Annotated in this window: 22 protein-coding genes; 17 read left to right on the top strand and 5 right to left on the bottom strand. The window is 67.4% G+C overall.

Annotated elements, in window-relative coordinates; translation table 11 throughout:
• Positions 1-13: 13 nt before the first annotated feature.
• The 4 genes from rsmA to AB5S05_RS07165 form a co-directional block, all read right to left on the bottom strand.
• Complete coding sequence (gene rsmA / locus AB5S05_RS07180; protein ID WP_369286818.1) at positions 14-829, bottom strand: 16S rRNA (adenine(1518)-N(6)/adenine(1519)-N(6))-dimethyltransferase RsmA; 816 nt, start codon at positions 827-829, stop codon at positions 14-16.
• 126 nt (positions 830-955) lie between these two features.
• Positions 956-1948 carry a 4-hydroxythreonine-4-phosphate dehydrogenase PdxA gene (pdxA, locus tag AB5S05_RS07175; protein ID WP_369286817.1) on the bottom strand — a complete coding sequence of 331 codons (993 nt, stop codon included), beginning with the start codon at positions 1946-1948 and terminating at the stop codon, positions 956-958.
• Between the two features lie 137 nt (positions 1949-2085).
• On the bottom strand, positions 2086-3378 hold the full coding sequence (locus AB5S05_RS07170) for a peptidylprolyl isomerase (RefSeq protein ID WP_369286816.1): 1293 nt from the start codon (positions 3376-3378) through the stop codon (positions 2086-2088).
• Complete coding sequence (locus AB5S05_RS07165; RefSeq protein WP_369286815.1) at positions 3359-6127, bottom strand: LPS-assembly protein LptD; 2769 nt, start codon at positions 6125-6127, stop codon at positions 3359-3361. The genes AB5S05_RS07170 and AB5S05_RS07165 overlap by 20 nt, the downstream gene beginning before the upstream one ends.
• A gap of 125 nt (positions 6128-6252) precedes the next feature.
• Between AB5S05_RS07165 and AB5S05_RS07160 the strand changes: the two genes are divergently transcribed.
• The 3 genes from AB5S05_RS07160 to AB5S05_RS07150 are packed head-to-tail and all read left to right on the top strand — an operon-like array spanning position 6253 to position 8709.
• Entirely contained in the window at positions 6253-7278 is a 1026-nt protein-coding gene (locus AB5S05_RS07160) for an aminoglycoside phosphotransferase family protein (RefSeq protein WP_369286814.1), read from the top strand.
• The gene (gene murU / locus AB5S05_RS07155) at positions 7275-7946 is read left to right on the top strand and encodes an N-acetylmuramate alpha-1-phosphate uridylyltransferase MurU (RefSeq protein ID WP_369286813.1); all 672 of its coding nucleotides are present in this window, start codon (positions 7275-7277) and stop codon (positions 7944-7946) included. Before AB5S05_RS07160 ends, murU begins: the two co-directional genes overlap by 4 nt.
• Before the next feature lies 1 nt (position 7947).
• A complete protein-coding gene (locus tag AB5S05_RS07150; protein WP_369286812.1) occupies positions 7948-8709 on the top strand; it encodes a TerB family tellurite resistance protein in 762 nt (253 codons plus the stop codon).
• 19 nt (positions 8710-8728) lie between these two features.
• Here the strand turns inward: AB5S05_RS07150 and AB5S05_RS07145 are convergent, their stop codons facing one another.
• A complete protein-coding gene (locus AB5S05_RS07145) occupies positions 8729-9724 on the bottom strand; it encodes a DUF3530 family protein (protein WP_369286811.1) in 996 nt (331 codons plus the stop codon).
• 164 nt (positions 9725-9888) lie between these two features.
• On the opposite strand from AB5S05_RS07145, the gene AB5S05_RS07140 reads away from it, so the two are divergent.
• The 14 genes from AB5S05_RS07140 to trpC all read left to right on the top strand — a co-directional run bounded on the left by AB5S05_RS07140 (position 9889) and on the right by trpC (position 26025).
• A complete protein-coding gene (locus AB5S05_RS07140) occupies positions 9889-12297 on the top strand; it encodes a PAS domain-containing sensor histidine kinase (RefSeq protein ID WP_369286810.1) in 2409 nt (802 codons plus the stop codon).
• Between the two features lie 8 nt (positions 12298-12305).
• Positions 12306-12923 (top strand): response regulator, encoded by a 618-nt coding sequence (locus tag AB5S05_RS07135; RefSeq protein ID WP_369287026.1) that lies wholly within the window; start codon positions 12306-12308, stop codon positions 12921-12923.
• A gap of 163 nt (positions 12924-13086) precedes the next feature.
• Positions 13087-14199, top strand: a complete 1113-nt coding sequence (locus AB5S05_RS07130; protein WP_369286809.1) for an ABC transporter ATP-binding protein — start codon at positions 13087-13089, stop codon at positions 14197-14199.
• A gap of 40 nt (positions 14200-14239) precedes the next feature.
• Positions 14240-15274: an ABC transporter substrate-binding protein gene (locus AB5S05_RS07125; protein ID WP_369286808.1), complete on the top strand. Its 1035-nt coding sequence runs from the start codon at positions 14240-14242 to the stop codon at positions 15272-15274.
• Positions 15275-15343: 69 nt separating this feature from the next.
• Positions 15344-16591 (top strand): ABC transporter permease, encoded by a 1248-nt coding sequence (locus tag AB5S05_RS07120; protein ID WP_369286807.1) that lies wholly within the window; start codon positions 15344-15346, stop codon positions 16589-16591.
• Between the two features lie 15 nt (positions 16592-16606).
• Entirely contained in the window at positions 16607-17434 is an 828-nt protein-coding gene (locus AB5S05_RS07115) for an ABC transporter permease (RefSeq protein WP_369286806.1), read from the top strand.
• Positions 17435-17463: 29 nt separating this feature from the next.
• The gene (gene gabD / locus AB5S05_RS07110; RefSeq protein WP_369287025.1) at positions 17464-18915 is read left to right on the top strand and encodes an NADP-dependent succinate-semialdehyde dehydrogenase; all 1452 of its coding nucleotides are present in this window, start codon (positions 17464-17466) and stop codon (positions 18913-18915) included.
• 120 nt (positions 18916-19035) lie between these two features.
• Entirely contained in the window at positions 19036-20316 is a 1281-nt protein-coding gene (gabT, locus tag AB5S05_RS07105; RefSeq protein ID WP_369286805.1) for a 4-aminobutyrate--2-oxoglutarate transaminase, read from the top strand.
• Positions 20317-20456: 140 nt separating this feature from the next.
• A complete protein-coding gene (gene rpe, locus AB5S05_RS07100; protein WP_369286804.1) occupies positions 20457-21131 on the top strand; it encodes a ribulose-phosphate 3-epimerase in 675 nt (224 codons plus the stop codon).
• Positions 21128-21820: a phosphoglycolate phosphatase gene (locus tag AB5S05_RS07095; RefSeq protein WP_369286803.1), complete on the top strand. Its 693-nt coding sequence runs from the start codon at positions 21128-21130 to the stop codon at positions 21818-21820. Before rpe ends, AB5S05_RS07095 begins: the two co-directional genes overlap by 4 nt.
• 241 nt (positions 21821-22061) lie before the next feature.
• Entirely contained in the window at positions 22062-23540 is a 1479-nt protein-coding gene (gene trpE, locus AB5S05_RS07090) for an anthranilate synthase component I (RefSeq protein WP_369286802.1), read from the top strand.
• A gap of 12 nt (positions 23541-23552) precedes the next feature.
• Entirely contained in the window at positions 23553-24149 is a 597-nt protein-coding gene (locus tag AB5S05_RS07085; RefSeq protein WP_369286801.1) for an aminodeoxychorismate/anthranilate synthase component II, read from the top strand.
• Positions 24146-25192: an anthranilate phosphoribosyltransferase gene (trpD, locus tag AB5S05_RS07080; RefSeq protein ID WP_369286800.1), complete on the top strand. Its 1047-nt coding sequence runs from the start codon at positions 24146-24148 to the stop codon at positions 25190-25192. The genes AB5S05_RS07085 and trpD overlap by 4 nt, the downstream gene beginning before the upstream one ends.
• On the top strand, positions 25189-26025 hold the full coding sequence (trpC, locus tag AB5S05_RS07075) for an indole-3-glycerol phosphate synthase TrpC (RefSeq protein WP_369286799.1): 837 nt from the start codon (positions 25189-25191) through the stop codon (positions 26023-26025). The genes trpD and trpC overlap by 4 nt, the downstream gene beginning before the upstream one ends.
• The last annotated feature ends 23 nt before the right edge of the window (positions 26026-26048 follow it).

The following is a 26048-nucleotide window of genomic DNA, read 5'->3' as shown; positions in this document are numbered from 1 at the left end:
CTGAGGAACCAGTCTAGCTGGTGGCCGTTGCGCTGGCTTGCTCGGCGAGCCGATCGGCCAGGCGGACGAATGCCGCGAGGTCCAGCTGTTCGGGGCGCAGGCTGCCGTCGACCCCGGCGGCCTCGATGGCCGCAGCCGGCAGCAGGGCCTTGAGGGTGTTGCGCAGGGTCTTGCGTCGCTGGTTGAAGGCCTCGCGAACCACTTGCTCCAGCAGCCGATGATCCTTGGCCGGGTGGGGCAGCACCTCGTGCGGCACCAGGCGCACGATGGCCGAGTCGACCTTGGGTGGCGGATTGAACGCGCCGGGACCGACATTGAACAGGTGCTCCACCCGGCAGTGGTACTGCACCATGATCGACAGTCGGCCCCAGTCGCCGCCCCCGGGGCCGGCCGCCAGGCGCTCGACCACTTCCTTCTGCAGCATGAAGTGCATGTCGCGGATCAGCGCCGCGTTGTCCAGCAGGTGGAATATCAGTGGCGTGGAGATGTTGTAGGGCAGGTTGCCCACCACCCGCAGGCTGTGGGGCGCGGCGTCCAGGCGCTTGAAGTCGAACTTCAGGGCATCGCCCTGATTCAGGCGGAACTGTGCTCGGCTGCCGAATTTGGCCTGCAGGATGGGGATCAGGTCGTGATCGAGCTCAATCACGTCAAGGCGTGCGCCGCTGTCGAGCAAGCCCTCGGTCAGGGCGCCCTGGCCCGGGCCGATTTCCAGCAGGTGCTCGCCTTCGCGGGGGTGGATGGCGCGCAGGATGCGGTGGATGACCCCGGCGTCGTGCAGGAAGTTCTGGCCGAAACGCTTGCGCGCGCGGTGCTGATAATGGTCGGACATGCTGACGGCTCCAGGCTTCAAGCCGCAAGCTTAAAGCGAATACAAAGAACGCCAGTTTAACAGCGAAGCAGCCTCGGCCCTCAAGACTTGGCTGCCGAATGCCGCTGTGCCGGCGGTCGGGTTGCTTCAGCGGCGGCTGTCCGCCATCTGGTAGGCGGTCACCAGCGCCACTTGCAGGCTGCCGCAGTCGATCCTGCCGCTGCCGGCGAGGTCCAGGGCGGTGCCGTGATCCACCGAGGTGCGGATGATCGGCAGGCCCAGGGTGACGTTGACGGCGGCGCCGAAGCCCTTGAACTTGAGCACCGGCAGGCCCTGGTCGTGGTACATGGCCAGTACCGCATCGCAGTGCTCGAGGTATTTGGGCGTGAACAGGGTGTCGGCCGGCAGCGGCCCGATCAGCTCGAGGCCTTCGCCGCGCAGCTGTTCGAGTGTCGGTTCGATCACCTCGATCTCCTCGCGGCCGAGGTGGCCGCCCTCGCCGGCGTGCGGGTTGAGGCCGCAGACCAGGATGCGCGGCCGGGCGATGCCGAACTTGCTGCGTAGGTCATGATCGAGGATGCGGGTGACGCGGGCCAGGCGCTCGGCGGTGATGGCGGTGGCGACGTCCTTGAGTGGCAGGTGGGTGGTCACCAGGGCGACGCGCAGGCCGTGGGTGGCGAGCATCATCACCACCTGCTCGGTGTGCGTCAGGTCGGCGAGAAATTCGGTGTGCCCGGAGAACGCGATACCGGCCTGGTTGATCACGCCCTTGTGCACCGGGGCGGTGATCATCCCGGCGAAATGGCCGTCGAGGCAGCCCTGGCCGGCGCGTTTCAGGGTTTCCAGGACGTAGCCGGCGTTGGCCGGATCGAGCTGGCCGCTGACGACCGGCGCGGCCAGCGGCGTATCCCAGACGTACAGGCTGCCGGCCGGGGCGGGGGCGCTTGGCCACAGGTCTGGCTCCGCGTCGATCAGCTGGATATCCAGGCTCAGTTGCCGGGCGCGCTCGGCCAGCAGCGCGCGGCTGGCGATGGCGATCAGCGGGTACGGCTGGGCCTGGCGGGCGAGCAGCAGGCACAGGTCCGGGCCGATGCCGGCGGGCTCTCCGGCAGTGAGGGCGAAAAGCGGTTGTGCGGTCATGGGCGGATTCTCGGTTGGGCCCGGCGGGCGGTTAGCGAGACCAGGGCAGGGCGCCATCTTACGCTGCCCCCGGCCCTGAACGGAAAAGCCCGGCGCTACGAGTCGCAGCGCCGGGCTTTGGCGTTGAGGCGGTTGCCTTACAGCTTGATTTCGACGTAGGCCTCGTCGCGGATCTGACGCAGCCAGGCCTGCAGCTCTTCGTCGTACTTGCGGTTGCGCAGCAGGTTCAGCGCCTGTTGTTCGCGGAACTCGGCGCTGCTGTCGGTGGCGCGGCGGCCCATGACCTGCAGTACGTGCCAGCCATAGGGGCTCTTGAACGGCTTGGACACTTCGCCACTGGCGGTATTGGCCATCACCTCGCGGAACTCCGGCACCAGCACGCCCGGGTCGATCCAGTCGAGGCTGCCGCCATTGAGCGCCGAGCCCGGGTCTTCCGAGAAGCTCTTGGCCAGTTCGGCGAAATCCTCGCCGGCCTGGATGCGCTGGTAGAGGCGTTCGGCCAGTCGCTTGCTGTCGGCTTCGCTGCGAATTTCGCTGGGCTTGATCAGGATATGGCGGACGTTCACCTCTTCGCGTACCTGGCTGCCACCGCCCCGCTTGTCCAGCAGCTTGAGCATGATGAAGCCGCCAGGGGTGCGCATGGGCTCGGTGATCTCACCGACGGACAGGGCGCCGACCATGGCGTCGAACGGCGGCGGCAGCTGGGCCGCCTTGCGCCAGCCCATCTCGCCGCCTTCCAGGGCGGTTTCGCTGGCCGAGCGGGCGATCGCCATCTCGGCGAAGTCGGCGCCCTGCTGCAGCTTCTGGTACAGCGCCTGCACTTCGCGGTCTGCCGCCTGGATGGCCTCGGGGGAGGCGCCCTCGGGCAGCGGGATGAGGATGTTGGCCAGGCGGAACTCTTCCGACAGCTGCAGTTTGCCCAGGTCGGAGGCGAGGAAGTTCTGGACCTCCTGGTCGCTGACCTGGATGCGCTCGGCCACACGGCGCTGGCGCACGCGGCTGATGATCATCTCGCGGCGCACCTGGTCCCGTGCATCGGCATAGGACAGGCCGTCCTGCTTCAACGCCGCGCGGAACTGCTCGAGGCTCATGCCGTTGCGCTGGGCAATGCTGGTCAGCGCCTGGTTGAGTTCTTCGTCGGTAATGCGGATGCCGGAGCGCTCGCCGATCTGCAGCTGGATGTTCTCGACGATCAGGCGTTCGAGCACCTGCTGGCTGAGCACATTCTGCGGCGGCAGCGCGGAGCCGCGCTTGGCGATGGTTTGCTGCACCTCGCGCAGGCGCGCGTCCAGCTGGCTCTGCATGATCACGTCGTTGTCGACGATCGCCACCACGCGGTTGAGTGGTTTTACCTCGGCCTGTGCCGCGGCGCCCAGAAACAGCGCGCCCAGCAGCAGCGGGCGCACGTAATCAGAAAGCTTGATCTTCACGTTCTCGATAACCTTGAATGCCTTGGTCGAGGAAAGTCTCTACCTTGTTGCCGACGACGCCACCGAGGCCCTTCAGCACGATTTGCAGGAAGATGCCGCGGTCGGCCTCATCGTTTTGCGACGGGGTGAGGCTGACTTCGTCGTAGTCGATCCAGTAGCGATTGACCAGGCGCAGCTTCCAGCAGCAGCTGTCGTACTCGAAGCCGCCGAACGCCTCCAGGGTGCGATTGCGGCCGTAATCGTACTGCCAGCGGGAAATGACGCTCCACTGCGGCACGATCGGCCAGATCACCGAGAAGTCGTGCTGGCTGATCTTGTAGTAGTCCTTGATGTAGTTGGCACTGCCGGGGGTGCCATAGTCGCCACCGCCGACCACCCAGTTACCGGAGGCCTGGTCGTAGCGCACGCTGTCGTTGCGGTAGCGATAGCCGGCGTTGACCACCTTGTTCGGGTTGTCTTCGGGCTGGTAGTGGAACATCGCGCTACCCGAGCGGGTGCGGTGGGTGTCCGGGTCCCAGTTGAAGTCCGAGGACAGGCGCCAGTCGCGGTTGAAACGGTACAGGTACTCCAGCGCGTAGGGCGACTGCGAGGCCTGAGCATCGCTGCGGGTGCGGTAGTCGATGCCCGGCATCTGCACCTTGCGGTCTTCGAAGTAGAAGGCCTGGCCGATGCTGAAGCGCTGGCGCTCGAAGCCGTTGCTCTCGATCCAGCGGTTGGTCAGGCCCAGCGACAGCTTGTTCTCGTCGCCGATGCGGTCCTTGCCGGAGAAGCGATTCTCGCGGAACAGCGACGAATAGCTGAAGCTGCTCTCGCCCGTGTCGAAGACCGGGATATCGGTCTGGTCTTCCTCGGGCACGTAGAGATAGAACAGGCGCGGTTCCAGGGTCTGCCGGTAGTCCTTGCCGAACCACTGGCTGTCGCGGTCGAAGTACAGGCCGCTGTCGACACTGAACAGGCCGATTCCGCGACTCTGGCTGCTGCTGAACTGCTGTTCGGCGAGCAGGCTGGCCTTGCCCTGCTGGTCGAGGTCCAGATCGTAGTTGGTCTGCAGGTACTTGACCTTGGGCGTGAGGAAGCCCCAGCTCCAGTTCAGCGGCAGGCTGACGGCCGGCTCCAGGTGCAGGCGGGTGCCGTCGGCACGGGCCAGGCCCTTGAGGCGGTCGTCGTACCAACGCTGTTCGTTGGTGCCGGTATTGCCGTTCTCGTCGGTGAAGTAGCCGCTGCGCAGGTCGCGGTCGAAACGCACCAGCTCGCTGCCGTAGCTGAGCTTCAGGCCGCCGGGCTGGAACGGCAGTACGCCATCGAGGGTGATCTGCGGCAGACGATCGTAGGGCGTGATGTCGGTGATATTGGCCCGCTCGTAGGCATGCAGGTTCAGCTTGGCGCTGTAGCCGTTGCCCCGGTAGGTCAGGGTGCCGCGCTGGTTGACGTAGCTGGTGCTGCCGATGCCCAGGTCGCTGCTCAGGTCCTGGAAGTAGTAGGGGTCGCTGATGTCGGTGTAGTCGACTTCGGTGAGCAGGCGCGAATCCAGGCCGCCCTTGTGCTGCCAGCTGTACAGCCAGCGCTGGTCTTCATATTCGGACTGCAGCTTGCGATCGTCGTTGCTGTCGTCCAGGTAGGCGGCGCCGATCTGGCCTTCGCTGGACTTGGTCAGGTAGCGCCCTTCTCCCTCGAGGAGCAGGCCACGGTCGGCCATGTAGCTCGGGTAGAGGGTGGCGTCGTAGTTTGGCGCCAGGTTGAAGTAGTAGGGCGTCTGCAGGGTCAGGCCGTTGTCGCTGGAGCTGCTCAGGCTCGGTGCGAGGAAGCCCGACTGGCGGCGATCGTCGATCGGGAAATAGATATAGGGCGTATAGAACACCGGGATGTCCTTGACCCGCAGCGTCACGTTGGTCGCGCTGCCGAAGCCGGTGACCGGGTTCAGGGTGACGTTGTTGCCCTTCAGGTGCCAGGCGTTGCTGCCCGGTTCGCAGCGAGTGTAGGTGCCGTCCTTGAGGCGGATCAGCGAGGTTTCCTCGCGCTTGGCGTAGAGCGCGCTGCCGCGCACGTGACCCTTGTGCAGGACGTATTCGGCGTTGTCGACCTGGGCCTCGCCATTGTCCAGCTGCAGCTCGGCGCGGTCACCGACCACCAGCATGCCCTGGTCGCGCAGGCGCACGTGCCCGACCAGTTCGCCGCGGCTCTCGGCCTGGTACAGGTTGGCCTCGTCGGCCTCGACCTGCAGGCCGGCCTGGCGCAGCACCACGTCGCCGGCGAGGGTGGCGAGCTGCTCCTGCTGTTCATAGCGCGAGGCCTTGGCCGAGACGAACAGCGGTGCTTCGCTCATCGGCGTCTTGTCGCCCATGCCCGGACGCTCGGGTTCTACGTAGGCGCCGGCGCAGTAAGGGCCGGTTTCCGCCAGTTGGGCCGCGCTGAGCTGCTCGCGGGGTACCCAGTCCAGATGGCTGTAGTCGGCGCTGCGCGAAGTCAGGCCTTTGCCCGCGCTCTCGGTCACCAGGGTGGCGCCGGCTGTTGGCCGCACGGCGGCCTCGCCGGAGCCCGAACTGACGGCCGAGCCGCTGTGCACGGGGCGTGCCGGCAGCGCCGCGCTGCTGGCCTTGGACGCGCAGGCCCAGCCCCCCGAGGGGCCCACCTGGCAGTCGAACTGCTCGGCGGCGATGGCGAATTGACCGGCCATGGGCTGAAGTGCCAGGAGGCCGCCAGTAACCAGGAGGGGGAATTTTTTGCGAAACGTGGGGTATTTTACTGCCATCTTATTTTTCCGGGCTTCCTGCGCGCCATTGGCCCAGAGGCCGCACGCCTCTCGATGGGCTGAAAAAGATGCTGGATAATAAAGCATGACCCGCACAACGGCCAGCGCCGTCGGAGACCCTAGCAATGCCTGATCAAGATCTACGCCTGCAACAGCTCAGCGATTGGCTCGACCGGCAATTGCCGGTTTTGTTTGCCGAGCGCGATTGGGGCGCAGTGCCCGCCGCGACCCTGACGCCGGCCAGCAGCGATGCCAGTTTTCGTCGCTATTTCCGCTGGCAAGGCGGCGAGCGCAGCCTGATCCTGATGGATGCGCCGCCTCCGCAGGAGGACTGCGGGCCTTTCGTCAAGGTCGCCGGCCTGTTGGCGCGTGCCGGGGTGAACGTGCCGCAGATCCTTGCCGCCGACCTGGAGCGCGGTTTTCTGCTGCTCAGCGATCTCGGCCGGCAGACCTTCTTGGATGTGATCGATGCAGGCAATGCCGATCGGCTGTTCGCCGATGCGTTGCAGGCATTGCTGGCATTCCAGCGCTTGCCGATGGACGCGCCGCTGCCGAGCTATGACCAGGCGCTGCTGCGCCGCGAGCTGCAGCTGTTTCCCGAGTGGTACCTGCAGCGCCACCTGGGCATGGAGCTGAGCGCGGCCCAGCTGGCCGCCTGGGAGCGGGTCTGTGGCCTGTTGATCGACAGCGCCCTGGCCCAGCCCCGGGTGCTGGTGCACCGCGACTACATGCCGCGCAACCTGATGCTCAGCGAGCCCAATCCCGGGGTGCTGGACTTTCAGGATGCGGTCTACGGCCCGGTCACCTATGACGTCACCTGCCTGTTCAAGGATGCCTTTCTCAGCTGGCCCGAGTCGCGGGTACGCGCCTGGCTCGAGGACTACTGGCACCAGGCCCGGGCCGCCGGCATTCCGGTGCAGAGCGAGCTGGAGGCGTTCCTGCGCGCCAGCGACCTGATGGGCGTGCAGCGCCACCTCAAGGTGGTCGGGATCTTCGCGCGCATCTGTCACCGTGACGGCAAGCCGAGGTATCTGGCCGATGTGCCGCGCTTCTTCGCCTATATCGACGCGGTGCTGGGCCGCCGCCCGGAACTGGCCGAGCTGGGCGAGCTGCTCGCCAGCCTGCCGCAAGTCGCGGCGGTACCGGCATGAAGGCGATGATCCTGGCCGCCGGCAAGGGCGAGCGGCTGCGTCCCCTGACCCTGCACACGCCCAAGCCGCTGGTGCGGGCCGCCGGCGTGCCGCTGATCGAGTACCACGTGCGCGCGCTGGCCGCGGCGGGGTTTCGCGAGTTGCTGATCAACCATGCCTGGCTGGGCCAGCAGATCGAGGACTACCTCGGCGACGGCGCACGCTTCGGTCTGAGCATTCAATACTCGGCCGAGGGCGAGCCGCTGGAAACCGGGGGCGGCATCTTCCGCGCCTTGCCCCGGCTGGGTGACCAGCCGTTTCTGGTGGTCAATGGCGACATCTTCACCGATTACCCCTTCGCCGAGCTGCGTCGCCCCCTGGCTGGCCTGGCCCACCTGGTGCTGGTGGACAATCCGGCGCATCACCCACAGGGCGATTTCTGCCTGCAGCAGGGGCGGCTCGGTGACCCCCTGGACGGCCAGGCGAGCCTCACCTACAGCGGTATCGCGGTGTTGTCGCCGCGCCTGTTCGATGGCTGCCAGGCCGGGGCGTTCAAGTTGGCGCCGCTGCTGCGCCGGGCCATGGCTTCCGGCCGGGTGAGTGGCGAGCGCTTCGCCGGGCGCTGGGTCGACGTCGGCACCCATGAGCGCCTGGCCGACGTCGAGCAACTGCTCGCCGGGGAGCGCTGAGATGCTCTGGCCGGCGACATTGCTCGGCGCCGTGGCCGGTCTTGCGGTGGCCAGCATTCCCGGCGCTTTGCTCGGAGGGTTGCTCGGTCAGGTGCTGGACCGGCGCTGGCGGCTGCATAACTGGACGGTGCTGCGTGAGCGCCTGGGTGGCAAGCCGGCGCAGGCTGACGAGATGTTACTGTTCGTGCTGCTCGGGCGCCTGGCCAAGTGCGATGGCCATGTGCAACAGGTGCATATCCAGCAGGCGCGCTCGGAAATGCAGCGTCTGGGTCTGGATGCGGCGCAGCAGCGGCGGGCGATCGAGGCGTTTGCCCGCGGCAAGGTGGGCCGCGACAGCCTGCGCGCGCCCCTGCGCCGGCAGCAGGCGCAGGCCGAAGCGCTGTTGAGGGCCTGCTGGCGCATGGCCTGGGTCGACGGCCGGGTCAGCCAGCCCGAGCGCGAACTGATCGTGCTCTGGGGCAAGTGGCTGAACGTGTCAGCCGCCACCCAGGAGGCGCTCAGCAGCGCCTACGCACCCAGACCGGGCGGTCTGGCCGCCGCAGGCGGCGGAAGCTATCGGGAGGCCCTGCGTTTGCTCGGAGTGGCGGCGGACAGCGAACCGATGCAGATCAAGCGCGCCTATCGGCGGCTGCTAAGCCGCCATCATCCAGACAAGATCGCCGGCAGCGGCGCCAGCGCGGAGCGGGTGCGCGAGGCCACGGAGAAGACCCGCGAACTGCACCAGGCCTATGGCCTGATCCGCGAGCGCCACGGCTTTCGCTAGGGCGCCGGCGAAGCCCGAGTTAGTGCGCCTTCAGCTGTCGCTCGAGCCAGCCGCGCAGCCTGCGGAACGACTGCTCCTGGGTCTGCGCCGGGTTGCCCGGCACGGCCTTCAGTGCCACCTGGCTATAGGCCGCTTCGCCCCGGCGTCTGCTGGCCTGGGCGCGGCGCTTGGCGGCGTCGCGGGCCGCGGGGCGGTCGCCGTAGTAGAAGTCGCCGGTGGCCAGGTCGAGCCTGGCCAGCACCTCATCCAGGCTTGGTACCAGATCCGTCGGCTGCTCCACGGCGACCATCAACAAGTACTGCACATCGCCGGGGCTGTTCTCGTCGAGGTAACGTGCGGCCCAGTAGGCGCCGCTGCCATGGCCGAGCAGAGCGATACGTTTGGCTTGCTGCTGGCGGGCCAGCGCCAGGGCCGCGCCGATGCGCTGGTCGATGCGGCGGGCGTGCCGCGCGGCGGGATCCGTCGGCGCTTCTTGCTCGGTCGCCGCCATTTCTGCAGTGGCGGCTGCCACCTCGGCGCCTTCCGCCGGCGTGGCGGGCTCGTCCGTCGCCGGTGTCTCGCCAGGTGTATCTGTGCTGGCAAGCGGGCGCGCTTGTGCCAGGCTGTCCAGCGGGTCGGGCAGGCCAAGCGCCAGGCTGTGCCAGCCGATATCCGGTAGCTTGCGTCGCAGCGGTCCCAGGCTGGTTGGCCAGTCGGGCGTTTCGCCGTCACCGCCCACCAGTACCACCACCCCGTGGGCCTGGGCGGTGTTGGCCGGCAGCCACAGGGCCAGGAAGGATTCCTCATCGGTCTGCAGCTGTTGTTGCTCCTGAGCCGGCAGGAACTCGGCCAGGGCCGCGGCGGCGGCCGCGCTGCGCTCCGGTTGCGCCGGTCGCGTGGGGGCAGCGGCCGGAGCGTCCGTGCCGGCAGTGTTCTCGCCCGCGGCATCCGCCTCGCCGGACGCCGCCACGGGTAGCGGCGCGCCGAGCGGCAGCAGGCTCAGGGCAAGCAGCAAGAGGCTTAGGGGGTGGCGCATGGGGGCTCCTGGCAAGGGCTCTGGAGTGGCGAGCCTACTGCTTGCGCCGGGCTTTGTCAGGTCGTTCCCTGCGACCAATGGTCAGTGGCCATGGGCTCCTTGCATGGCCCGGACTGGAGTAAGGTAGCGGCCCATCAGCCGCACACGACTCAGTAGCCCCTGCCATGAATCCGGTGTTCTCGCGCCTCCTCGTTGTGATCCTGGCCTGGCCATTGCTGGTATGGGGCGAGGAAAACGCGCCGCGGTTGAGGCCTTCCTTCGATGCATCCCAGCGCGCCTGGCTCGAGGACCACCGGCAGCTGCGCGTGGGTCTGCTGATGCAGGCGCCCTGGGCGTTGTATGACCGGCGCCTGCAACGCCTGTCCGGGGCCAATGTCGAGTTGATGGGCCGCTTGCTGCAGGGCATGGGGGTCGAGCCGGTGTGGGTGCGCTTTGCCGACCAGGCCGAACTGGATGGCGCGGTGCGCCGCGGCGAGGTCGACCTCGCTCCCGGGTTGGTGCAGACGCCTCGCGGCCTGCGCCTGTGGCTTTACTCGGGCCCCTATATGCGTGTGCCGCATTTGGTCGTGGGCGAGCGACGCGACACCAGCGTGGTCGACCTCGAGCGCCTGGAGCGCAGCGACGTCCTGGCGGTGCGCGAGTCGAGTCCGGCCTTCGATTACCTGCGTAAGAACTACGGCAACCTGCAGCTGCAGCCGGTGACCTCGGAGCGTTCGGCACTCACGCGCCTGCTGCGTCAGGAGGTCGGCTATGCGGTGCTCGATGAGGCGCGCCTCAGTCTGCTGTTGCGCGAGCCGCAGTTCTCCGCCCTGAGCATCGTTGGCGACATCGGCCTGCCGCAGCTGCTGCGCATCGCCAGTCGCCGCGACCAGCCGCTGCTGGCGCAGATCGTCGAGCAGACCCTGCAGACGTTGCCCGCCGGTGAGATCGAGCGGCTGCGGGCGCGCTGGCTGCCCCTGAAGTACCCGCAGGTGAGCGACTCGCTGGCCTTCTGGCGCAGTGTCAGCCTGATGCTGCTGGTGGTCGTTATGGCGGTGGTGGCGATCATGCTGCACCTGCGCCAGCAGCGCCGTAGCCTCGAGCGCCAGCTGCTGGAAGCGCGCCTGGCCCTGAGCCGGCGCGAGGCCGCCGAACAGGCCCTGCGCCTGGCCCAGTTCTCCATCGATCACAGCACCGTGGGCATCCTCTGGGTCAACTGGGACAGCCATGTGCGCTACGCCAACCAGGCAGCGGAGGCCATGCTCGGCTATGCCAGCGGCGCCCTGGTCGAACGTCCCTTACAGGCGCTCGAACCGAGCCTGAGCATGGACCGCTGGTTGAGTCTGTGGAAGTTGGCGCGGGCGGGCGAGCAGGCCCTGCCCGGCTTCGAGAGCGACTGCCGGCGCGCCGACGGCGGCAGCCTGCCGGTGGACGTGTCGCTGAGCTTCCTGCGCTTCGACCAGGCCGAGTACCTGGTGGTGTTTCTCAGCGACGTCACCGAGCGCCGCCGTGCCCGGGCGGCCTTGCAGGAGAGCGAAGCGCGACTCAAGGGCATCGCCGGCAACGTCCCCGGCCTGGTGTTCCGCCTGGAGCGCGCCGCCGTCGAGCAACCGGTGGTGTTCGCCTACATCAGCGAGGCCAGCGCCGAGCTGGTCGGCTACCCGGCCGCCGAGCTGCAGCGCGCCGACCGCGGCATCCGCAGTCTGGTCCATCCGGACGACCAGCTCAGCTACCGCAAGAGCCAGGACGCCGCCCTGGCCGGCGACAGTGATTGGCAGTGGCAGGGGCGCATCCTCACCCGTCACGGCCAGCTGCGCTGGGCCGATATCAAGGCCACCGCGCGCCGCCTGGGCGAAGGCCGGGTGGTGTGGGACGGGATCGTCTGGGACATCACCGAGAACAAGCAGGTGGAGCTGGAACTGGGCGAGTCGCGGGCCCGCCTGCGCGAGCTTTCGGCGCATCTGGAGAGCGTGCGCGAGGAGGAGAAGGCGCGCATCGCCCGCGAGGTGCACGACGAGCTGGGCCAGGTGCTCACCGTGCTCAAGCTGGAGACCGCCATGTGCGAGCTGGCCTGCGCCGGCCAGGTGGCGGAACTGGATCAGCGCCTGCAGAGCATCAAGCGCCTGATCGCCCAGCTGTTCCAGCTGGTGCGCGACGTCGCCACCGCGCTGCGTCCGCCGATCCTCGATGCCGGCATCGCCTCGGCGATCGAGTGGCAGGTACGCCGCTTCGAGGCGCGCACCCAGATTCCCTGCCTGGTCGAGGTGCCCGAGCAGGTGCCGAAGCTGAGCGACGGCAAGGCCATCGGCCTGTTCCGCATCCTCCAGGAGGCGCTGACCAACGTCATGCGCCATGCCGGCGCGCACAGCGTGCAGGTGCGCCTGAGCCTGGAGGGCGACGAGTTGTGCCTGTGGGTGAGCGACGACGGCAAGGGCTTCGCCGTCGAGCAGCGCAAGCCGGGGCAGTCGTTCGGTCTGGTCGGCATGCAGGAGCGGGTGCTCATGCTCGGCGGCCAGTTGAGCATTGACAGCCGGCCGGGCGAGGGCACTACGCTGTGCGTCCGAGTGGTGGTGAGTGAGGAGGAAGTGGCGTGATCAAGGTAATGGTGGCCGAAGACCACACCATCGTCCGCGAGGGCATCAAGCAGCTGATCGGCATGGCCCGCGACCTCGAGGTGGTGGGCGAGGCGAGCAACGGCGAGCAACTGCTCGAGGGGCTGCGCCGTACTCCCTGCGACGTCATCCTGTTGGATATCAGCATGCCCGGGGTCAATGGCCTGGAGGCCATCCCGCGGATTCGCGCCCTGGCCGCCGCGCCGGCGATCCTGGTGCTGTCGATGCACAACGAGGCGCAGATGGCCGCCCGTGCGCTCAAGGTCGGCGCCGCCGGCTATGCGACCAAGGACAGCGATCCGGCTCTGCTGATCACCGCGATCCGCCGGGTGGCGGGCGGCGGCCGCTACATCGACCCGGACCTGGCCGACCGCATGGTCTTCGAGGTCGGCCTGACCGACTCGCGGCCACCCCATGCCCAGCTCTCGGAGCGCGAGTTCTCGGTGTTCGAGCGCCTGGTGCGCGGCGAGGGGGTCAACGACATCGCCCTGCACTTGGCGGTCAGCAACAAGACCGTGAGCACCCACAAGGCGCGCCTGATGCAGAAGCTCGGCGTGCATTCGGTGGCCGACCTGGTGCGCTACGCCATGGAGCACAAGCTGGTCTGACGCGCCGCCGGCCGCACGGCATGTCCCCACGCCTTGTAGGGCAATCCCTACAGCGATCTCTCCTAAGTTCCGATGACAGGTCGTCATCCCGCCCGATTTTGCCGCTTGTCCGCCCCTCGTAGTCTGTGCTCAACGGCGTACAGACAACTACAAGGGTGCGGTGATGTCCGAGTCTCAGGCAAACGATGTATTGGTGAGCTTCCGCGGCGTGCAGAAGAGCTATGACGGCGAGTCGCTGATCGTCAAGGATCTCAATCTGGATATCCGCAAGGGTGAGTTCCTCACCCTGCTCGGCCCCTCGGGCTCGGGCAAGACCACCAGCTTGATGATGCTGGCCGGATTCGAGACCCCCACGGCCGGCGAGATCCTCCTCGACGGCCGCTCACTGAACAAGCTGCCACCGCACAAGCGCGACATCGGCATGGTGTTCCAGAACTACGCCTTGTTCCCGCACATGACGGTGGCCGAGAACCTGGCCTTCCCCCTGTCGGTGCGCGGGATGTCGCGCACCGACAGCAGCGAGCGGGTCAAGCGCGCCCTGTCCATGGTCCAGCTCGATGCCTTCCGCAACCGCTATCCCGGCCAGCTTTCCGGTGGCCAGCAGCAGCGGGTGGCGCTGGCCCGGGCGCTGGTGTTCGAGCCGCAGCTGGTGCTGATGGACGAGCCCCTGGGCGCCCTGGACAAGCAGTTGCGCGAACACATGCAGATGGAGATCAAGCACCTGCACCAGCGCCTGGGCGTGACCGTGGTCTACGTGACCCACGACCAGGGCGAGGCACTGACCATGTCCGACCGGGTGGCGGTGTTCCACCAGGGCGAGATCCAGCAGATCGCCGACCCGCGCACCCTCTACGAGGCGCCGCGCAACACCTTCGTCGCCAACTTCATCGGCGAGAACAACCGTCTCAGTGGTCGCCTGCTCAGCCAGAACGGCGAGCGTTGCCTGGTCGGACTACCCCGTGGTGAAGAGGTCGAGGCCCTGGCGATCAACGTCGGCCGTACCGGCGAGCCGGTGACCCTGTCGGTACGTCCCGAGCGGGTGCGTTTGAACGGCTCCAGCGAGAACTGCCGCAACCGCTTCTCCGGGCGCGTGGCCGAGTTCGTCTACCTCGGCGACCACGTGCGGGTGCGCCTGGAGGTCTGCGGCATGAGCGATTTCTTCGTGAAACAGCCGATCGCCGAACTCGACCCCGCCCTGGCGGTGGGCGACGTGGTGCCCCTCGGCTGGCACGTGGAGCATGTGCGCGCGCTGGATCCGCTGCTCGACAGTCATTGAAAACCTGACACCAACCCTAGCCACACTGGAGACAACAACAATGAGCAAAACCCTCTCGTTCTCGGCACTCACCCTGGCCATGGCCTGCGCCATGCCCGCGCTGGCGGCCGACCTGACGGTGATTTCCTTCGGCGGTGCGAACAAGGCGGCGCAGACCAAGGCCTACTACCAGCCGTGGGAGGCCAGTGGCAACGGCAAGATCATCGCCGGCGAGTACAACGGCGAAATGGCCAAGGTCAAGGCCATGGTCGACACCAACAGCGTGTCCTGGAACCTGGTCGAGGTGGAGTCGCCGGAACTGTCCCGCGGCTGCGACGAGGGCATGTTCGAGGAGCTCGACCCGGCCTTGTTCGGTGATGCCGCCGACTACGTCGACGGCGCCATCCAGCCCTGCGGCGTCGGCTTCTTCGTCTGGTCCACGGTGTTGGCCTACAACGCCGACAAGCTGAGCAGTGCACCGAGCGGCTGGGCGGACTTCTGGGATACCGAGAAATTCCCGGGTAAGCGCGGCCTGCGCAAGGGGGCCAAGTACACCCTGGAATTCGCCCTGATGGCCGATGGCGTGCCGGCCAAGGACGTCTATGGCGTGCTGGCCACCAAGGAGGGCCAGGACCGTGCCTTCGCCAAGCTCGACCAGATCAAGCCGAGCATCCAGTGGTGGGAAGCCGGCGCGCAGCCGCCGCAGTTCCTCGCCTCCGGCGACGTGGTGATGAGCTCGGCCTACAACGGCCGGATCGCCGCGGTGCAGAACGAGAGCAACCTCAAGGTGGTGTGGAACGGCGGTATCTACGACTTCGACGCCTGGGCCATCCCGAGCGGGGCCAAGGACAAGGAAGCCGCGGAGAAATTCATCGCCTTCTCGGTCAGCCCCGAGCAGCAGAAGATCTACTCGGAAAACATCGCCTACGGTCCGGCCAACAAGAAGGCCGTCGCGCTGCTCGACCCCAAGCTGCTCAAGGACATGCCGACCACCCCGGAGAACATCGCCGGCCAGGTGGCGATGGACGTGACCTTCTGGGCTGACTTCGGCGAGCAACTGGAGCAGCGCTTCAACGCCTGGGCCGCGCGCAACTGAGTCAGCCGCTGGCAAGGCCCCTCCCCATAGCGGGGAGGGGATGTTTTCCCCCGTTTTCCGGAGTTCGCTATGGCCATCGCAGTGCCCCTGACCGAGGTCGCCGGCCCCACCCTGAAACAACGCCTGGCCCGTGCCGAACGCGTCAACCGCTGGAAGTCCCAGGCGCTGATCCTGCCGCTGCTGGTGTTCCTCCTGCTGGTCTTCCTGGTTCCCATCGTCGCCTTGCTCGACCGCAGCGTGGACAACCCCGAGGTGGTCAGCGCCATGCCGCGCACCGTCGAGGCGATCACCGCCTGGGACGGCAAGGGCCTGCCCGCCGAACCGGCCTATCGGGCCCTGGCCCTGGACCTGGCCGAGGCGCGCCGCGCGCAGACCATCGGCGACCTGTCCAAGCGGATGAACATGGAACTGGCCGGCTACCGCAGCCTGATCGCCAGGACCGGCCGCGCGCTGCCGTTCAAGAGCGAACCCGCTTCCTACAAGGACGCCCTCGAAGGCCTCGACGAGCGCTGGGGCGACCCGGCCTACTGGCAGGTGATCCGCCGCAATACCAGCGCGGTCACCCCCTACTACCTGCTGGCCGCCGTCGACCACCGGATCGACGACCTCGGCGAACTGGCCCCGGCCACGCCGGACCAGGCCATCTACCTGGACATCTTCGCCCGTACCTTCTGGATGGGCCTGGTGATCACCGCCATCTGCCTGGTGCTGGCCTACCCGCTGGCCTACCTGCTGGCCAACCTGCCGACCCGGCAGAGCAACCTGCTGATGATCCTGGTGCTGCTGCCGTTCTGGACCTCGATCCTGGTGCGGGTGGCGGCCTGGATCGTGCTGCTGCAGTCGAGCGGCCTGATCAACGGTGCGCTGCTCAGCCTGGGCATCATCGACAAGCCGCTGCAGCTGGTATTCAACCGCAGCGGCGTGTACATCTCCATGGTCCACATCATGCTGCCGTTCATGATCCTGCCGATCTACAGCGTGATGAAGGGAATCTCGCCGACCTACATGCGCGCGGCGATCTCCCTCGGCTGCCACCCCTTCGCCAGCTTCTGGCGGGTGTATTTCCCGCAGACCCTGGCCGGCGTCAGCGCCGGTGGCCTGCTGGTGTTCATCCTGTCGATCGGCTACTACATCACCCCGGCCCTGCTCGGCAGCCCGGGCGACCAGATGGTCAGCTACTTCGTCGCGTTCTACACCAACACCTCGATCAACTGGGGCATGGCCACGGCCCTCGGCGGCCTACTGCTGCTCGCCACCCTGGTGCTCTACGTGGTCTACAGCTGGCTGGTGGGCGCGAGCCGCCTGCGCCTGGCCTGACAGGAGAAAGACAAGATGCTGAGTCCTTACATGTCCCCGATCGAGCGCGTCTGGTACTACAGCCTGCGCACCCTCTGTGCGCTGGTGCTGCTGTTCCTGATCCTGCCGGTGCTGGTGATCATCCCGCTGTCGTTTAACGCCGGGACCTTCCTGGTCTACCCGATCGAGCACTTCTCGCTGCGCTGGTACCAGGACTTCTTCGAGTCGGCCAGCTGGATGCGCGCGCTGAAGAACAGCCTGATCGTCGCCCCGGCGGCCACGGTGCTGGCCATGGTGCTCGGCACCCTGGCCTCGATCGGCCTGACCCGCGGCGAGTTCCGTGGCAAGGCCCTGGTGATGAGCCTGCTGATCTCGCCAATGGTGGTGCCGGTGGTGATCGTCGGCGTGGCCAGCTACCTGTTCTTCGCCCCGCTGGGCCTGGGCAACAGCTATATCTCGCTGATCCTGGTGCATGCGGTGCTCGGCGTGCCCTTCGTCATCATCACCGTGTCGGCGACCCTGCAGGGCTTCAACCAGAATCTGGTGCGCGCCGCCGCCAGCCTGGGTGCCACGCCGCTGACCGCGTTCCGCCGGGTGACCCTGCCGCTGATCGCCCCGGGAGTGATCTCCGGCGCGCTGTTCGCCTTCGCCACCTCGTTCGACGAAGTGGTGGTGACCCTGTTCCTCGCCGGCCCCGAGCAGGCCACCCTGCCGCGGCAGATGTTCAGCGGCATCCGCGAGAACCTGTCGCCGACCATCGCCGCGGCGGCGACCCTGCTGATCGGCTTTTCCGTCCTGCTGTTGCTGACCCTGGAATGGCTGCGCGGGCGCAGTGAAAAACTGCGCACCCAGCAACCTACTTGAACCTCCCAGCACAAGAGAGTGTCATGACCCTGCAACTCCAAGATCCCGGCCTGCTGCGTCAGCAGGCCTATGTCAACGGCCAGTGGTGCGAAGCCGACAGCGGCGCGCGCACCGAGATACTGAACCCGGCCACCGGCGAGCTGATTGGCTGCGTGCCGAACCTCGGCCGCGGCGAGACCCGCCGCGCCATCGAGGCGGCCCGGGCGGCCCAGCCGGCCTGGCGGGCGCTGACCGCCAAAGAGCGGGCGCAGCGGCTGCGTGCCTGGTACGAGCTGATCCTGGCCAACCAGGATGACCTGGCGCGGATCATGACCGCCGAGCAGGGCAAGCCCCTGGCCGAGGCCCGTGGCGAGATCGGCTACGCCGCCTCCTTCATCGAGTGGTTCGCCGAGGAAGCCAAGCGCGCCTACGGCGACGTGATCCCGGGCCATGCCGCTGACAAGCGCATCCTGGTGCAGAAGGAAGCCGTCGGCGTCACCGCCGCCATCACCCCGTGGAACTTCCCCAGCGCCATGATCACCCGCAAGGCCGGCCCGGCCCTGGCGGCCGGTTGCGCCATGGTCCTCAAGCCTGCGCCGCAGACCCCGTTCTCGGCCCTGGCCCTGGTCGCCCTGGCCGAGCGCGCGGGTATTCCGGCCGGCCTGCTCAGCGTGCTGCCGGCCGACGTCGCCAGCAGCCGCGAGGTGGGCGGCGAACTGTGCGAGAACCCCATCGTGCGCAAGCTGTCGTTCACCGGCTCCACCGGCGTCGGCATCCAACTGATGCAGCAGTGCGCGCCGACCCTAAAGAAGCTGTCGCTGGAACTGGGCGGCAACGCGCCCTTCATCGTCTTCGACGACGCCGACCTGGATGCGGCAGTGGAAGGGGCGATCATCTCCAAGTACCGCAATGCCGGGCAGACCTGCGTCTGCGCCAACCGCCTGTACGTGCAGGACGGGGTCTACGACGCCTTCGCCGCGAAGCTGCAGGTGGCGGTGGCCAGGCTCAAGGTCGGCAACGGCACGGAGCCTGGGGTGACCACCGGCCCGCTGATCAATGCCGACGCCGTGGCCAAGGTCCAGCGCCATCTGCGCGACGCCCTGGACAAGGGCGCGACCCTGGTCGCCGGCGGCAACAGCCTGGGCGGCAACTTCTTCGAGCCGACCATCGTCACCGGGGTGACCGCCGAGATGGCCGTGGCCCGCGAGGAAACCTTCGGCCCGCTGGCGCCGCTGTTCCGCTTCAGCGACGAGGCCGAGGTGATCCGCCAGGCCAACGATACCGAGTTCGGCCTGGCCGCCTACTTCTACGCCCGCGACCTGGGCCGGGTGTTCCGTGTGGCCGAGGCGCTGGAGTACGGCATGGTCGGCATCAACACCGGGGTGATTTCCACCGAAGTGGCGCCGTTCGGCGGCATGAAGGCCTCCGGCCTGGGCCGCGAAGGCTCCAAGTACGGCCTGGATGAGTACCTGGAGATCAAATACCTGTGCCTGGGCCTGTAGTCGCTACTGCGCTTCGCTGATGCTGCGTGAGAGCGGCGTATGGGTAAGGCAGCCCGTAGGGTGGAAGACCGTGAAGCGTCTTTCACCACAAGAACACCCTGTATCCCCGATGAGGACCGCATGAGCAAGACCAACGAATCCCTGATGCAACGCCGCACCGCCGCCGTCCCGCGCGGCGTGGGCCAGATCCACCCGATCTTCGCCGACAAGGCCGAGAACGCCACCGTCATCGACGTCGAGGGTCGCGAGTTCATCGACTTCGCCGGCGGCATCGCCGTGCTCAACACCGGTCACCTGCACCCCAAGGTGGTGGCCGCGGTGCAAGCGCAGCTGAGCAAGCTGACCCACACCTGCTTCCAGGTGCTGGCCTACGAGCCCTACGTCGAGCTGTGCGAGAAGATCAACGCCAAGGTCCCGGGCGACTTCGCCAAGAAGACCCTGCTGGTCACCACCGGCTCCGAGGCGGTGGAGAACTCGATCAAGATCGCCCGCGCCGCCACCGGACGCGCCGGGGTGCTCGCCTTCACCGGCGGCTACCACGGCCGCACCATGATGACCCTGTCGCTGACCGGCAAGGTCGTGCCCTATTCGGCCGGCATGGGCCTGATGCCGGGCGGCGTCTACCGCGCCCAGTACCCCTGCGAACTGCACGGCGTCAGCGTCGACGACGCCATGGCCAGCATCGAGCGGGTGTTCAAGAACGATGCCGAGCCGCGCGACATCGCCGCCATCATCATCGAGCCGGTGCAGGGCGAGGGCGGCTTCTACGTCGCGCCCAAGGCCTTTATGCAGCGCCTGCGTGCCCTGTGTGACCAGCACGGCATCCTGCTGATCGCCGACGAAGTGCAGACCGGCGCCGGTCGTACCGGCACCTTCTTCGCCATGGAACAGATGGGCGTGGCCGCGGACCTGACCACCTTCGCCAAGTCGATCGCCGGTGGCTTCCCGGTGGCCGGCGTGTGCGGCAAGGCCGAGTACATGGACGCCATCGCCCCCGGCGGCCTCGGTGGCACCTATGCCGGCAGCCCGATCGCCTGCGCGGCGGCCCTGGCGGTGATGGAGGTGTTCGAGGAAGAGCAGCTGCTGGAGCGCTGCCAGGCGGTGGGCGAGCGCCTGGTCAGTGGCCTCAAGGCGATCCAGAGCAAGCACAAGGTGATCGGTGACGTGCGTGCCCTCGGCGCGTTGATCGCGGTCGAGTTGTTCGAGGACGGCGACCAGCACAAGCCGGCCGCCGCCTTGGTCGGCCAGGTGGTGGCCAAGGCGCGCGACAAGGGCCTGATCCTGCTGTCCTGCGGCACCTACGGCAACGTCCTGCGCGTGCTGGTGCCACTGACCGCCCCGGACGCCCAGCTGGACAAGGGCCTGGCGATCATCGCCGAGTGCTTCGACGAACTGGCCTGAGTCACTCGGCCCCGAGAGACCCTCCACGGCGGGTCTTTTGCTGTGCGCCATCGGTGACGGGGCCGGTCGCAGCCAGGGCGGCGTGGCCGGTCGCGCTCGGGTACAATGCGCGGCATTCCGCTCAAGCCCTGAGGTGCGCCATGCAACCCTTCGCCATCGCCCCGTCGATCCTCTCCGCCGATTTCGCCCGCCTGGGCGAGGAAGTGGACAAGGTCCTCGCCGCCGGCGCCGACATCGTCCACTTCGACGTGATGGACAACCACTACGTGCCCAACCTGACCATCGGCCCGATGGTCTGCGCGGCGCTGCGCAAGTACGGCATCACCGCGCCGATCGACGCGCACCTGATGGTCAAGCCGGTCGACCGCATCATCGGCGACTTCATCGAGGCGGGCGCCAGCTACATCACCTTCCACCCCGAGGCCAGCGAGCACATCGACCGCTCGCTGCAGCTGATCAAGGCGGGCGGCGCCAAGGCCGGCCTGGTGTTCAACCCGGCCACGCCGCTGGACTGCCTCAAGCACGTGCTGGACAAGGTCGACATGATCCTGCTGATGAGCGTCAACCCGGGCTTCGGCGGGCAGAAGTTCATCCCCGGCACCCTCGACAAGCTGCGCGAGGCGCGCGCGCTGATCGACGCCAGCGGCCGCGAGATTCGCCTGGAGATCGACGGCGGGGTCAACGTGCAGAACATTCGCGAGATCGCCGCGGCCGGGGCCGACACCTTCGTCGCCGGCTCGGCGATCTTCAACCAGCCGGACTACAAGGCGGTGATCGACGCCATGCGCGCGGAACTGGCCCTGGCCCGCGGATGAACCTGCTGAGCGAGCTGTTCGGTGGACGCTTGCCGCGCCTGGTGATGTTCGACCTGGACGGCACCCTGGTGGACTCGGTGCCGGACCTGGCGGCGGCGGTGGACAAGACCCTGCTCGCCCTCGGCCGCGCCCCGGCAGGCATCGAGCGGGTGCGCGACTGGGTCGGCAACGGCGCCCGGGTGCTGGTGCGCCGCGCCCTGGCTGGCAGCCTGGAGCACGCGCATATCGCCGAAGCCGAGGGGGAGCGGGCGCTGGCGCTGTTCATGGATGCCTACGCCGAGAGTCATGGGCTGACCCGGGTCTATCCCGGCGTCACCGCGACCCTCGACTGGCTGCGCGAGCAGGCCGTGCCGATGGCCGTCGTCACCAACAAGCCCGAGCGCTTCGTCGCTCCCCTGCTGGCGGAGAAGGGCCTGGGGGGCTATTTCCGCTGGGTTGTCGGCGGCGACAGCCTGCCCCAGCAGAAGCCCGATCCGGCGGCGCTGCTGCATGTGCTGGGACAGGCCGAAGTGGTCAGCGAGCAGGCGCTGTTCATCGGCGACTCGCGCAACGACGTGCTGGCGGCCCGGGCCGCGGGGGTACCCTGCGTGGCGCTGAGTTATGGCTACAACCACGGCCGGCCGATCGCTGAGGAGGGGCCGGCCCGGGTGCTGGACGATCTGCGCCAACTGCTCGCGGCGGCGCCTTGAAGCCACTGAATCCCGCGGCTGCCGGGTTGATTCGGCCAGGCGCCTGCGCTAGTGTGGCCGGACTTCGATCCCCGCCCAAGAGATCCCCCGTGGTGGTTACCTGCGAACTCTGGCTCGCCCGAGCCGGGATGAAAATCATCAAGGCCCTGGCCCGTTGGCGCTGGCGCCTCTGACCTGATTCTGGCCGCTCAGCCGGCACGTTTGCATACGACCGTTTTACCCTCCGACCACGAGGCTGTTCATGACCCGCGAAGAATTCCTGTGTTTGGCCGCTGCCGGCTATAACCGCATTCCTGTTGCCTGCGAAACCCTGGTCGACTTCGACACGCCGCTGTCGATCTACCTGAAACTGGCCGACGAGGCCAACACCTACCTGCTCGAGTCGGTCCAGGGCGGCGAGAAGTGGGGCCGCTACTCGATCATCGGCCTGCCGGCGCGCACCGTGCTGCGTGCCTATGGTCATCAGGTCAGCATCAGCGTCGACGGCGTCGAGGTCGAGCGCCACGAGTGCGTCGACCCGCTGGCCTTCGTCGAGCAGTTCAAGGAACGCTACCAGGTGCCGACCCTGGCCGGACTGCCGCGCTTCAACGGCGGCCTGGTCGGCTATTTCGGCTACGACAGCGTGCGTTACGTCGAGCCCAAACTGGCCGCCGGGGTCAACCCCGATCCGCTGGGCACCCCGGATATCCTGCTGATGGTCTCCGACGCCGTGGTGGTGTTCGACAACCTGGCCGGCAAGATGCACGCCATCGTTCTGGCCGATCCGGCCGAGGCCGATGCCTTCGATCAGGGCCAGGCGCGCCTGCAGGAAATCCTGCGCAAGCTGCGCCAGCCGATCACCCCGCGCCTGGGCGTCGATCTCAACGCGCCGCCCGGCGAGGAGCCGGCCTTCCGCTCCAGCTTCAGTCGTGACGACTACGAGCAGGCGGTGGCGGCGATCAAGGAATACATCCTGGCCGGCGACTGCATGCAGGTGGTGATTTCCCAGCGCATGTCGATCCCGTTCCAGGCCGCGCCCATCGATCTGTACCGGGCGTTGCGCTGCATCAACCCGACGCCTTACATGTACTTCTTCAACTTCGGCGACTTCCATGTGGTGGGCAGCTCGCCGGAGGTGCTGGTGCGGGTCGAGGACAACCTGGTGACGGTGCGACCGATCGCCGGCACCCGCCCGCGCGGCGCCAACGAGGAGGCCGACCTGGCTTTGGAAGAGGACCTGCTGTCCGACGCCAAGGAGTTGGCCGAGCACCTGATGCTGATCGACCTGGGGCGCAACGACGTCGGCCGGGTCTCCAGCACCGGCAGCGTCAAGCTCACCGAGAAGATGGTGATCGAGCGCTACTCCAACGTCATGCACATCGTTTCCAACGTCACCGGCCATCTGCACGAGGGGCTCAGTGCCATGGACGCGCTGCGCGCCATCCTGCCGGCCGGCACCCTGTCCGGCGCGCCGAAGATCCGCGCCATGGAGATCATCGACGAGCTGGAACCGGTCAAGCGCGGGGTCTACGGCGGCGCCGTCGGTTACCTGGCGTGGAACGGCAACATGGACACGGCGATCGCCATCCGCACCGCGGTGATCAAGGACGGTGAGCTGCACGTGCAGGCCGGCGCCGGCATCGTCGCCGACTCGGTGCCCGCGCTGGAGTGGGAAGAGACGCTTAACAAGCGCCGCGCCATGTTCCGGGCCGTGGCCCTCGCCGAACAGACTACAGAATAAGGGAGTCCCGCCATGCTGCTGATGATCGATAACTACGACTCCTTTACCTACAACGTGGTGCAGTACCTGGGCGAGCTGGGTGCCGATGTCCACGTGATTCGCAACGACGAACTGAGCGTCGCCGAGATCGCCGCGCTGAATCCCGAGCGCATCGTGGTCTCGCCCGGCCCCTGCACGCCGACCGAGGCCGGGGTGTCTCTCGAGGTGATCAAGCACTTTGCCGGCAAGCTGCCGATCCTCGGCGTCTGCCTGGGGCATCAGAGCATCGGCCAGGCCTTCGGCGGCGACGTGGTGCGCGCGCGCCAGGTGATGCACGGCAAGACCAGCCCGGTGTTCCATGCGGACAAGGGCGTGTTCGCCGGCCTCAACATGCCCCTGACCGTAACCCGCTATCATTCCCTGGTGGTCAAGCGCGAAACCCTGCCGGACTGCCTGGAGATCACCGCCTGGACCCAGCTGGAAGACGGCACGGTCGACGAGATCATGGGCCTGCGGCACAAGACCCTGAACATCGAGGGCGTGCAGTTCCACCCCGAATCCATTCTCACCGAGCAGGGCCACGAGCTCTTTGCCAACTTCCTCAAACAACACGGAGGCGTGCGCGGATGAACATCAAGGAAGCGCTTAACCGGATCGTCGGCCAGCTCGACCTGTCCACCGAGGAAATGCAGGACGTGATGCGCGAGATCATGACCGGCCAGTGCAGCGACGCGCAGATCGGCGCCTTCCTCATGGGCCTGCGCATGAAGAGCGAAACCATCGACGAGATCGTCGGCGCGGCGCAGATCATGCGTGAGCTGGCCTCTCCAGTGCGGATCAACGCCGAGCGTCTGGTCGACACCTGCGGTACCGGCGGCGATGGCATGAACATCTTCAATGTCTCCACCGCGGCGGCCTTCGTGGTCGCGGCGGCCGGCGGCAGGGTGGCCAAGCACGGTAACCGCGCGGTCTCCGGCAAGAGCGGCAGTGCCGACCTGCTGGAAGCCGCCGGCGTCTACCTCAACCTGACTCCCGAGCAGGTGGCGCGCTGTGTCGAGAGCGTCGGTGTCGGCTTCATGTTCGCCCCCTCCCACCATGGTGCGATGAAATACGCCATCGGCCCCCGTCGCGAGCTGGGCCTGCGCACCATCTTCAACATGCTCGGCCCGATGACCAACCCGGCCGGGGTCAAGCACCAGGTGATCGGCGTGTTCAGCCAGGCGCTGTGCCGGCCGATGGCCGAGGTGCTGCAGCGTCTGGGCAGCCAGCACGTGCTGGTGGTTCATGCCCAGGACGGCCTGGACGAAATCAGCCTGGCCGCGCCGACCCATGTCGCCGAACTCAAGGACGGCGTGGTCAGCGAGTACCGCATCCAGCCGGAAGACTTCGGCATCAAGAGCCAGAGCCTGATCGGTCTGACCGTCGAGGGCGCGGCGCAGTCGCTGGAGCTGATCCGCGATGCCCTCGGCAGGCGCCAGACCGAAGCTGGCCTTAAGGCGGTCGACATGATCGTGCTCAACGCCGGCGCCGCGCTCTATGCCGCCGATCAGGCCAGCAGCCTCAGGCAAGGCATGGAGCTGGCCCACGACGCCCTGCATACCGGCCTGGCCTGGGAGAAGCTGCAGGATCTGGTGTCCTTCACCGCCGTATTCAAGCAGGAGAATGAAGGGTGAGCATTCCTACCGTTCTGGAGAAGATTCTCGCCCGCAAAGCCGAGGAGGTTGCGACTCGTCGTGCCCAGGTCAGCCTGGACGAGGTCGAGCGCCAGGCGCGCAACGCCGATGCAACCCGCGGCTTCGCCGAGGCGCTGCTGGCCCAGGCCAAGTGCAAGCAGCCGGCGGTGATCGCCGAGATCAAGAAGGCCTCGCCGAGCAAGGGCGTGCTGCGCGAGGACTTCGTCCCGGCCGACATTGCCCGCAGCTATCAGGCCGGCGGCGCCACCTGCCTGTCGGTGCTGACCGACGTGGACTTCTTCCAGGGCAGCGACGCCTATCTGCAGGAGGCCCGCAGTGCCTGTTCGCTGCCGGTGATCCGCAAGGATTTCATGATCGATCCTTACCAGATCGTCGAGGCGCGTGCCCTGGGCGCCGACTGCGTGTTGCTGATCGTCTCGGCGCTGAGCGACGCGCAGATGGCCGAGCTGGCGGCAACCGCCAAGGCCTTCGACCTGGATGTGCTGGTGGAGGTGCACGATGGCGATGAGCTGGAGCGCGCGCTGAAGACCCTGGATACGCCGCTGGTCGGGATCAACAATCGCAACCTGCACACTTTCGAGGTCAGCCTGGAAACCACCCTGGACCTGTTGCCGCGGATTCCCCGCGACCGCCTGGTGGTGACCGAGAGCGGCATTCTCAACCGTGCCGATGTCGAGCTGATGGAGATCAGCGAGGTCTACGCCTTCCTGGTCGGCGAGGCCTTCATGCGCGCGGAAAATCCCGGCGTGGAGCTGGAGCGGCTGTTCTTTCCCGAGCGCAAGCGACCGGTCAGTCGGGCGGATGTGGACTGAGGCCGTCCAGGCATAAAAAAGCC

This window comes from Pseudomonas zhanjiangensis, from assembly GCF_041027545.1.
Classification (GTDB): Bacteria; Pseudomonadota; Gammaproteobacteria; order Pseudomonadales; family Pseudomonadaceae; genus Aquipseudomonas; species Aquipseudomonas zhanjiangensis.
The sequence above is the reverse complement of the archived record's forward strand: the minus strand, read 5'-3'. Positions and strand labels throughout refer to the sequence as shown.

Bases quoted from the DNA above. Each gene is read 5' to 3' on its own strand.
- murU (WP_369286813.1), top strand. From the start codon at position 7,275: ATGAAGGCGATGATCCTGGCCGCCGGCAAGGGCGAGCGGCTGCGTCCC.
- AB5S05_RS07145 (WP_369286811.1), bottom strand. From the start codon at position 9,724: ATGCGCCACCCCCTAAGCCTCTTGCTGCTTGCCCTGAGCCTGCTGCCG.
- AB5S05_RS07095 (WP_369286803.1), top strand. From the start codon at position 21,128: ATGAACCTGCTGAGCGAGCTGTTCGGTGGACGCTTGCCGCGCCTGGTG.
- AB5S05_RS07160 (WP_369286814.1), top strand. From the start codon at position 6,253: ATGCCTGATCAAGATCTACGCCTGCAACAGCTCAGCGATTGGCTCGAC.
- AB5S05_RS07165 (WP_369286815.1), bottom strand. From the start codon at position 6,127: ATGGCAGTAAAATACCCCACGTTTCGCAAAAAATTCCCCCTCCTGGTT.
- gabT (WP_369286805.1), top strand. From the start codon at position 19,036: ATGAGCAAGACCAACGAATCCCTGATGCAACGCCGCACCGCCGCCGTC.
- trpD (WP_369286800.1), top strand. From the start codon at position 24,146: ATGAACATCAAGGAAGCGCTTAACCGGATCGTCGGCCAGCTCGACCTG.
- AB5S05_RS07085 (WP_369286801.1), top strand. From the start codon at position 23,553: ATGCTGCTGATGATCGATAACTACGACTCCTTTACCTACAACGTGGTG.
- AB5S05_RS07150 (WP_369286812.1), top strand. From the start codon at position 7,948: ATGCTCTGGCCGGCGACATTGCTCGGCGCCGTGGCCGGTCTTGCGGTG.
- rpe (WP_369286804.1), top strand. From the start codon at position 20,457: ATGCAACCCTTCGCCATCGCCCCGTCGATCCTCTCCGCCGATTTCGCC.
- AB5S05_RS07130 (WP_369286809.1), top strand. From the start codon at position 13,087: ATGTCCGAGTCTCAGGCAAACGATGTATTGGTGAGCTTCCGCGGCGTG.
- AB5S05_RS07125 (WP_369286808.1), top strand. From the start codon at position 14,240: ATGAGCAAAACCCTCTCGTTCTCGGCACTCACCCTGGCCATGGCCTGC.
- trpE (WP_369286802.1), top strand. From the start codon at position 22,062: ATGACCCGCGAAGAATTCCTGTGTTTGGCCGCTGCCGGCTATAACCGC.
- AB5S05_RS07120 (WP_369286807.1), top strand. From the start codon at position 15,344: ATGGCCATCGCAGTGCCCCTGACCGAGGTCGCCGGCCCCACCCTGAAA.
- AB5S05_RS07140 (WP_369286810.1), top strand. From the start codon at position 9,889: ATGAATCCGGTGTTCTCGCGCCTCCTCGTTGTGATCCTGGCCTGGCCA.
- rsmA (WP_369286818.1), bottom strand. From the start codon at position 829: ATGTCCGACCATTATCAGCACCGCGCGCGCAAGCGTTTCGGCCAGAAC.
- pdxA (WP_369286817.1), bottom strand. From the start codon at position 1,948: ATGACCGCACAACCGCTTTTCGCCCTCACTGCCGGAGAGCCCGCCGGC.
- AB5S05_RS07135 (WP_369287026.1), top strand. From the start codon at position 12,306: ATGGTGGCCGAAGACCACACCATCGTCCGCGAGGGCATCAAGCAGCTG.
- AB5S05_RS07115 (WP_369286806.1), top strand. From the start codon at position 16,607: ATGCTGAGTCCTTACATGTCCCCGATCGAGCGCGTCTGGTACTACAGC.